7 protein-coding genes and 1 tRNA gene are annotated in these 8873 nt (G+C 63.3%); 5 read left to right on the plus strand and 3 right to left on the minus strand.

What is annotated here, in order from left to right:
* Positions 1–453 (plus strand): hypothetical protein (locus ACQRCJ_RS11330; protein WP_427799831.1); only part of this gene is annotated, 453 nt, incomplete at its 5' end.
* A gap of 176 nt (positions 454–629) precedes the next feature.
* Here the strand turns inward: ACQRCJ_RS11330 and ACQRCJ_RS11335 are convergent.
* From ACQRCJ_RS11335 to ACQRCJ_RS11345, 3 genes are read right to left on the minus strand one after another with little or no spacing between them, the layout of a single operon-like run.
* Complete coding sequence (locus ACQRCJ_RS11335) at positions 630–1238, minus strand: indolepyruvate oxidoreductase subunit beta (protein ID WP_168935977.1); 609 nt, start codon at positions 1236–1238, stop codon at positions 630–632.
* Between the two features lie 12 nt (positions 1239–1250).
* Positions 1251–3104, minus strand: coding sequence for an indolepyruvate ferredoxin oxidoreductase subunit alpha (iorA, locus tag ACQRCJ_RS11340; protein ID WP_427799832.1), 1854 nt, complete (start codon positions 3102–3104; stop codon positions 1251–1253).
* A gap of 49 nt (positions 3105–3153) precedes the next feature.
* A complete protein-coding gene (locus ACQRCJ_RS11345; protein ID WP_168935979.1) occupies positions 3154–3861 on the minus strand; it encodes a tetratricopeptide repeat protein in 708 nt (235 codons plus the stop codon).
* Positions 3862–4180: 319 nt separating this feature from the next.
* On the opposite strand from ACQRCJ_RS11345, the gene ACQRCJ_RS11350 reads away from it, so the two are divergent.
* The 4 genes from ACQRCJ_RS11350 (at position 4181) to ACQRCJ_RS11365 (ending at position 8467) form a co-directional block, all read left to right on the plus strand.
* Positions 4181–5440, plus strand: a complete 1260-nt coding sequence (locus tag ACQRCJ_RS11350; protein WP_204625426.1) for a glutamate-5-semialdehyde dehydrogenase — start codon at positions 4181–4183, stop codon at positions 5438–5440.
* A gap of 2 nt (positions 5441–5442) precedes the next feature.
* Entirely contained in the window at positions 5443–6156 is a 714-nt protein-coding gene (nadD, locus tag ACQRCJ_RS11355; RefSeq protein ID WP_427799833.1) for a nicotinate (nicotinamide) nucleotide adenylyltransferase, read from the plus strand.
* Between the two features lie 96 nt (positions 6157–6252).
* A tRNA-Ser gene (locus ACQRCJ_RS11360) sits at positions 6253–6347 on the plus strand.
* A gap of 92 nt (positions 6348–6439) precedes the next feature.
* Positions 6440–8467 carry a site-specific integrase gene (locus ACQRCJ_RS11365; protein WP_304015136.1) on the plus strand — a complete coding sequence of 676 codons (2028 nt, stop codon included), beginning with the start codon at positions 6440–6442 and terminating at the stop codon, positions 8465–8467.
* The last annotated feature ends 406 nt before the right edge of the window (positions 8468–8873 follow it).

Genomic DNA, 8873 nt, shown 5'->3' on the forward strand with positions numbered 1-8873 from the left:
CCCTCAAACTCCCCTCCCTTCCCCCAGCGCGTTTTGCTTAAAAAGCTGCCCAACAGGCAGGGAAGCTTATCTGCAAGGCAACAAAAGGCGCTGCCCGCATACGCGGACAGCGCCTTTCCTTATTCGTACGAATACCACCTGGTTCCTGCTCTGGCTCTGAAAGACTCTTTCCTCCATAGCCTTTTCTACCGCGCCTTCCACACAGTTTTGTGCCTTTTTACGAATATCCGTGTCGCCCTTTCCTGCCTTACAAGAAAGGGATCGCAATCCGGACCAGAAAGGCATTTGGTCGGCAACGGCCTTTTGTACTTTGAAAAATCTCTTCGGGAAGCTGCCACGGTATCAGCAACGGCCGCATTGCTGCTGTGCCAACCTAACAGGCCCAAGATCCCCCGGATAAAAAAGTTCGCAGCATCCAGAGCCATCACCATAAAAAATCCCCCTCCCCGCTGAAGCGCGCTGGGGAGGGGGTGGGGAATTTGAGGGGCGGGGGAACACCTCTCGCGCTGGCAGCGACCGGATGACGGCCCCTTGGGCCGTGCCCGTTGCGACGAAGGAAGCTACGGGCATCGACAGCGGAGATGCGGGGGTCCCCCGCCCCTCAGCAAAACAGCACGGCCATGCTGCTGTTACATATGCAGGGCGGCCTGACCGAGTTCCAAAGCCTTGAGGTTGGAGGCCTGCAGCTTGGCGGGCAGGTATTTTTCGATGGCGGCCTTGAGGGCGTCGATGCCGAAGGGCAGCAGGCCCGAGGCACAGACAGCGGCCAGCAGCACGGTATTGCCCGCCTGGGCGGCACCGGCCTGGATGCCCAGCTCGCGGCAGGCCAGGAAATGGCACTGGCTGGCTACGGCGCGGGACTTCTGCTCGATCTCTTCCATGGAAGGATATGCAGCCATGCCCAGCGACACGCTCAGGGGCGGCATGGGATCACGGCTGGAGAAGATGACACCGCCGGGGCGCAGGTACGGCAGACCGCGCAGGGTCTCCAGGGGCTCGAAGCCCAGCAGGATGTCGGCCTCGCCAAGATCCAGCTTGGGCGAACGCCAGCCGCCCAGCAGCAGCACGGATTCCACCACACCGCCGCGCTGGGCCATGCCGTGGACTTCGCCGGCCACCACTTCCTGCCCGGCATCCAGAGCGGTGCGGGCCAGCAGGGTGGTGGCGGTCAGGGTGCCCTGTCCGCCCACGCCGGTGAAGAAGATACGAAGACGCTTTTGTTTGTCGCTATGTTGCATAATACACCTCACCTAGGCGCGCTTTCTGGCCTTGAAGGCCTTGGGGGCCACCTGCAGACAGACCATGCAGCCGGTGCAGAGATTTTCATCCACAGCCACGTCCTCGCCATTGCGATAGAAAGCGGGGCAGGCCAGTTCTTCCAGACAGCGCTGGGCATCGGCGCCCTGCTCGGCCACATAGGCCACCTGGGCGGCGGCCTTCTTGAGACGGCGGCGGGCATAGAGCACGCAGGGTTCTTCCGCGATGATGACGCGCACGCCCTTCTTGTCGCGCATGTCTTCCAGGGCCGAATGCAGGGCCTTGAGGTTGTAGGAACGGACCTTCACACACTCGGTGACGCCCAGGCCGCGCACCACGGATTCGATATCCAGATGCATGGCCTCTTCACCGAGGATGTCCTGCAGCATGCCGGGATTGGGCTGGTGACCGGTCATGGCGGTGGTGCCGTTGTCGAGGATGACCACCAGGATGTCGTGCTTGTTGAACACGGCGTTGGCCAGGCCGGTCATGCCGGAATGGAAGAAGGTGGAGTCACCGATGAAGGCCACCACCGGCTTGCCGGAAGCCCGGGCAAAACCGCTGCCGGCGGACACGGAGGAGCCCATGCAGACCAGGAAGTCGGCCATGCGCAGGGGCGGCAGCATGCCCAGGGTGTAGCAGCCGATGTCGCTGGAATAGTAGGCGTCGTCGCCAAAGGTGTGGCGGACGGCGTAGTAGACGGCGCGGTGGGAGCAGCCGGCGCAAAGGTTCGGCGGACGCACGGGCAGCTCGCGGACCACGGGCGAAGAGGCCTTGACCGGGCAGGGGCAGTCCAGATAATCGGCCACGCGGCGCAGGACCAGGGTGGTGGAGTATTCGCCCAGCACGGTGAGGGTCTCGTCCTTGCCGTCGATGCGGGCCTTGCAGCCGCACTTCTGGGCCAGGGCGCGCACGCTGCCTTCCAGCAGGGGCTCGCCTTCTTCCAGCACCAGCACGCGGTCGCAGGACTGCAGGAAGGCTTCGATACGGCTTTCGGGCAGGGGCCAGGTCATGCCCAGCTCGAGCACGCGCACGCGCTCTTCCCAGCCGCCGGAGGCTAGGGCGTCGGCCAGATAGTTGCGGGCCACACCGCTGGCGATGATGCCCAGACGGCAGCCTTCGGGGCCGTATTCACGGCTGAAGCGGCTGGACTCGGCAAAGGCGCGGGCCTTTTCCATGATCTCCAGCAGGGAGCGGTGACGGCCACGGGCCACGGCGGGCACGGGCACGAAGCGGCCGGGATTGCGCTGGAAGTCCACGATGGGCGCGGGGCCCGCCGGCAGATCGTCGAATTCCACATTGCCGCGCATATGGCTGACGCGGGTGGTGGTACGCAGCAGCACGGGCTGCTGGAGCTCGCGGGCCAGGCGGAAGGCCTCGCGGGTCATGTCCTTGGCTTCCTGGGCGGACACAGGCTCGAAACAGGGCAGGGAGGCAAAGCGCGCATAGTAGCGGTTGTCCTGCTCGTTTTGGCTGGAGTGGCAGCCGGGGTCATCGGCGGAGAGCACCACCAGACCGCCGGGCAGACCGGTGTAGACCGAGGTGAACAGCGGGTCGGCCGCCACGTTGAGGCCCACGTGCTTCATGGTCACCAGGGCCTGGGCACCGCCCAGGGCCGCACCGGCGGCCACTTCGAAGGCGACCTTTTCGTTGACCGCGTACTCGATCTTGTAGCGGCCCTCGCCCCCCAGTTTGTAAAAGGTATCCGGCACTTCGGAAGAAGGCGTGCCAGGATAGCAGGTGACCATGTTCACGCCGGCTTCAAGCGCGCCGCGTACGATGGCTTCATTGCCCAGCAAAACGTGGCGCTCGCCACGCGCCCCGTGCAGCAGAGGATGTTTGCTCATGTGTCCTCCCGGCCCGTGCGCGTCGGCAGAGGGGCCGCCAACGTTCTTACTACTTGTTCTCCGCGCCGTCCTTCACGGGCGCGGTCTTGCCACCGCCCAGCGCTTCCGCGCGCGAGCGGTAAAACTCACCGTCCAGACCAGGCTGCGAGGCGGCCAGGGCTTCATAGGCGGCAACGGCCACATCGGTCTTGCCCGCCGCTTCGGCGGCTTCGCCCAGCAGCATGCGCAGGGTGGCACGGCCGTCCTCGGTGGCGCGGCTCTCCAGGCCCTGCAGCAGGGTCACGGCATCAGCGGGACGATCCAGCTTGATCAGCGCGCCGGCCTGGCCCAGAGCGGCCATCAGGCCCATGGCACCGTCGGCGTCCAGCTTGGCCGCCGTGGCATAGGCCTGTTCGGCACGGCTGTAATCCTGATCCTGCATGGCGAACTCGGCCTGCATCAGATAGATGCTGTAACGCATGTTCTCGGGAGCTTTGGCTGCCAGGTCGTCCAGCGCCTTGAGGCGATCCCCGCCCTTCATGGTGATGCCGATACGCGCCAGTTCGGTCTGGGCCTCGGCCTGCAGGCCGCCCTGATGCCAGCGCCACACGGCGGTGCCTACCAGGGCCACCAGAAGGACGACCACCACGCCCACGATCAGCCCGCTGTTGCGCACGATGAACTGCAGCAGCGGTGCGCTTTCCGCGCTCACCTCAGCCTTGAGGTCATTGAGCAGGGTAGGAGATTCAGGGGTATTCTGAGGTCTGACAGGATTCATTTCTTTCAGTGCTCCTTGCAAAAGCTTCGCCCGCGGTCGCCGGAACTGTCACGGTGCGGTCTATTTATGTAGGATAGGGAGCGGCCTTCTGTCAAAGAAAAACCCCTGCCGGCAGTAGGGAATCCCAAAGCCGGACGCTCCTCTTCCCGGGAGGGCGTTGGCCGGAAACCGGAGGCATATCCGCCTTCCGCACCGGCGCCTTTCCCCCCAAAAAAAGAAGGATATCCGGGCGTACAGCGACATCCCGTACAGGGGGCCGTCCCCTTGCCCTCGTTCCTGCGGCAGCGTATAGAGAGACGAGCCAACCCAAGGAGCCCGTATGACTTTGGCACAAGAAATGACCCTGCTCGGCCAAAAGGCCAAGGAAGCCGCCCGCCTGCTGGCCAAGGCCAGCCCCGCGGCCAAGAACGCCGCCCTCACCCGTCTGGCCGCCCTGCTCGAAGAGCGGGAAGCCGAGCTGCGCACCGCCAACGCGCAGGATCTGGACGCGGCCCGCGCCCGGGGCCTGGACGCCCCCCGCATGGACCGCCTGACCCTGCATCCCGCCGTACTGGCCGACATGCGCGCCGCCTGCCTGCATGTGGCCGGTCTGCCCGACCCCGTAGGCGCCATGGACAGCCAGTGGCAGCGCCCCAACGGCCTGCTGGTGGGCCGCATGCGCGTGCCGCTGGGCGTCATCGCCATGATCTACGAGGCCCGCCCCAACGTGACCATCGACGCGGCCATCCTCTGCCTGAAGGCGGGCAATGCCGTGATCCTGCGCGGCGGCAGCGAGGCCCTGCACTCCAACACCGCTCTGGCAGCCCTGCTGCGCCAGGCCCTGGAAGAAGCCGGTCTGCCCGCCGATGCGGCCCAGCTGGTGACGACCACGGATCACGCCGCGGTCACCGAGCTGTGCAAACTCGACCAGTATATCGACGTCATGATCCCGCGCGGTGGCGAAGGTCTGGTGCGTGCCGTGACCGAAGCCGCCACCATGCCGGTGCTCAAGCATTACAAGGGCGTCTGCCATGCCTTCGTGGACGCGGATGCGGACCTGGACAAGGCCCTGGACATCGTTTTCAACGGCAAGGTGCAGCGTCCCGGCGTCTGCAACGCCCTGGAGTGCCTGCTGGTGCACAAGGACTGCGCCGCGGCCTTCCTGCCCCGAGTGGGCCGGCGTCTGGGCGAGGCCGGTGTGGAGTTCCGCGCCTGCCCCGCTTCCCTGCCGCTGCTGGGCCCCACGGCCAAGGCCCAGAGCCCCGACGACCTGGGACAGGAATTCCACGCCCTGATCCTGGCCGTCCGCGTGGTGGACGACATGGATGCGGCCCTGGCCCACATCGCCCGCTACGGTTCCAATCACACGGAGATCATCTGCACCAACGATCACGAGCACGCCATGCGCTTTTTGCGTGAGGCCGATGCCTCCATGGTGGCGGTCAATGCCTCCACCCGCTTCAACGATGGCGGCCAGCTGGGCCTTGGCGCGGAGATCGGCATCTCCACCTCCAAGCTCCATGCCTATGGTCCCATGGGCGTACAGGAACTGACCACCACCAAGTTCGTGGTCTTCGGTCAGGGGCAGGTGCGGCAATAGACATGGACGGGAAGCGCGCAGCGGGCCGGGCCCTGTTCGGCGGCAGTTTCAACCCGCCGCATGTGGGGCATCTGCGTCTGGCCATCGAAATGGCGGAGACCTTGCGCCCCCTGGCCGACAGCGTGGAGCTGATACCCTGCGCCGCACCGCCGCACAAGATGGTGAGCGGCCTGCTGCCCTTCGACCTGCGCGCCGCCATGGTGGAAGCCTGTCTGGACGGCCTGCCCGGCCTTTCGTGCAATCGCATGGAAGCCGGACGTCCCGGTCTTTCCTATACCTGGGATACGTTGCAGGCCTGTCGTGAAGAAACACCGGAACGGCCCCTGTTCTTCATCCTCGGCAACCCGGACTATGCCCTGCTGCCCCACTGGCACCTGGGGCTGGAACTGCCCGAACTCTGCCAGCTGGTGGTGGTGCCGCGCGGTGAGGGCTCGGAAAAGAACTTTCTTGCCGCTACGGAAAGCATGTGGCCCGGTGCCCGGGCGTGCGAGCCTGTCCTGCCCGGGAGCCGCCGCATGCGCCTGCCCGGCGGCGGGCAGGTCCACTTCGTGCCCCTGCCGTGGATCTCGGTCAGTGCCTCGCGCATCCGCCACCGCTGGCTGCACGGCCTGAACGTGGATTTTCTGGTGCCCAAGCCCGTACTGGAGCTGCTGGGCGCCCACCGGGAGACCGTGCTGGCGCACTGGCTGCCCGAGGCCAAAACGGACGATGCCTGATGCCGTCCGGGGCTGCAAGAAAACTTATTGCTTTTTTCACCGAAACAGACTAAATAATGCCTTCGGCCTTGCTGTGCATGCACAGCTCCAAAGAGCGGAGAGGTAGCGAAGTTGGCCGTAACGCGCTCGACTCGAAATCGAGTTATCGGTTAATAGCCGGTACGTGGGTTCGAATCCCACCCTCTCCGCCATTTTATTATAACGCCTTGTAATAATAGAATATACAAGAAAAATAAGCGCTTATACTTTCGGTTGCTACACAAACATGCTACACACCGGAGGTATGAGCGCTTTGTCATTCAAGACACCCACTCCTTTCCTGCGGGGACGCACCTACTACTTCCGGCTGCGTGTCCCGCAAGACCTCCTGCCTGTCTACTACCCCAAGAAAGAGCTGACCTTCTCCCTCAAGACACGGGACTTCCATCAGGCGCTGGAGAACGCCAGCCTGCGTGCCATCCAGCTAGACCAAGAGTTCCGCGAGCATCGCCGCCGCCTTGCCGAGCAGCAGGAGCAGGCCCTTGCCCCGGCTGCGGCCATCGCCGCCCTTGCCGCGCCTTCTCCCGCCACCGCGCCGCTGCGTCCTTTTGCCGAGATGGACGAACAGGAGCAGGAACGCCTGCTGGCCCTCTATCCTGACGAATCCCTCAAGGCCGCTCTGGAGGCCCTGAACACGCCTCCCGCCGAGGATGAAGCACAGGCCCGCAAGGAATGGCAGGAGCAGCAGGAACTCATGCAAGAGCTGGAAGGCCCGTCCTGCACGCCCAAAGAGCCGCCCCTGTTCTTCCCTCCCAGCGCCCGCTACAAGGAGCGGCTCCGCAGGGATGCGTCCCTTTTCATCGAGGCCGCGCCCCTCTGCCTCCGGGACGGGGATGTCTCCCCCATGCTGGGCATGGCGGAGGCCTTCCTTGCCCGCCACGGCTACGCCATGCCGCCCGCCAGCGGGGAAGACGACAGCCCGCAGGCCGCCGCTGTGCGCTCCAGATTCAGGAAGATATGCCATCAGTTGCTGGCCGAGGAATGGCAGGTGAAGAAGCTCTTTCTGGCCCATCTGGACGGGGAAGCGTGGGCCTCCATGCGGCAGCCCGCCCTCGTCACGGCCCCGCTGCCTCCGCACGGCACAGGGCAGTCCCCGGCACAGGCCGGAGCCGTCCCCGGCGGCGATGCCAGCACACAGGAAGGCCCGGACAATCCCCGTTTCAGCAAAGTCTGTGAAGCCTACATCCGGGAGAAGGGAGCAGGTCTTGCCCCCTCCAGCCTCCTGTCTGTCCAACTGGCCGTGCGCCGCTTCATGGAGCAGGCAGGCGACCTTCCCATCAAAGCCTACAGGAAGCGGGAACACATCATCCGCTACAAGGACGCCCTGCTGGCCCTGCCCAAGAACCTGCCCGCGCCCCTCGCCAAGCTGCCCATGCCGACCGTACTGGAGCGCATCCGCAAGGAGGCCTTCCCCCATCTCCAGCAGGCCCCGAAGCTGTCGGCCCGCACCATCAACGAGAAATATCTTGCCTTCGTGCAGGTGGTCTTCTCCTATGCCGTGAACAACGGGCTTGTGGAGGTCAATCCCTGCACCGGGGTACGGGCCGCCAGCAATACGACGGAACTGGAAGACGTGTCCGTCCTGCCCTTCTCCAAGGAGGACTTGTCCGTCATCTTCCAGCGCTCCGGCCTGTACCATCCGCACGGCTGCGGCGCTGTGGGGCGGCTCTATGCCAGCAAGACCAAGCTCCTTGACTACAGGTGGCTCGTCCTGCTGGCCCTGTACACGGGTGCCCGCATAGAAGAACTGGCCCAGCTCGACCGGCAGGACGTGCGGCAGGAGGCCGGTGTCTGGTTCATCCATATCCGCGCCGAGATGGCCACAGGCCGCCGGGTGAAGAACAGGGCCTCCATCCGCAAGGTCCCGCTGCATTCCCGCCTGCTGGAGCTGGGCTTCCTCGACTTCGCCCGGCAGGGGGAAGGGACGGGCAAGCTGTTCTCCCTCCTTTCGGACAAGCAGGACGGCGGCAAGCGCAGCAACGCCTTTTCGCAGTGGTGGCGGCGCTTTCTTGCCAGTCTGGACTTGGAGAACGGGGACAGGAAACACTTCCATTCCTTCCGGCATACCTTCAAGCGCGAAGGACGCAACAGCGGCCAGATTGCCCCGGAACTCCTTGATGCGCTACAGGGACATGCACAGCAAGGTGTCTCCGCGAACTACGGACGTGATGAAGAAGGAAAGCAGTACGCCTTGCCTGTATTGCAGGAGGCACTGGAGAAGATTGATTTTAGCGATGTGACACAAGGACTTGAATCATCCATGATGCTGTAAGGACTTGATATCACATCCGGAAAAATCTTTTACGAGCCCCATATTTCAATTTTGAGGCCTCGAAAAATTTTTTCCAGATGACGAATCACGTTTTTGGCAAAAACACGAGAAACGGGAAATCTGGGCCAAAATGAGACATATCAAGATTTCCCCAAAGAACAACAAGCTGTCTGAAAGATATTCAGGCAGCTTTTTTCTTTTTCCATGCAAGGGACGCAGATTTCCCATCTTACCCTATTTTTATTTTCAGAAACTCTATGTAACTATTGATTATATACAGTATTTTTTCACTTGATGTTTTCCACAAAACATAGATTTATCAATGTCTAAAATCATCTTGTATGTGATTTTACTCCATGATGTAAGTCATATTTCCATCCATATAGAGCTCACATGATTATGGTGC

This window comes from Desulfovibrio sp. SGI.102 (genome assembly GCF_050314315.1).
Taxonomy (GTDB): Bacteria; Desulfobacterota; Desulfovibrionia; order Desulfovibrionales; family Desulfovibrionaceae; genus Desulfovibrio.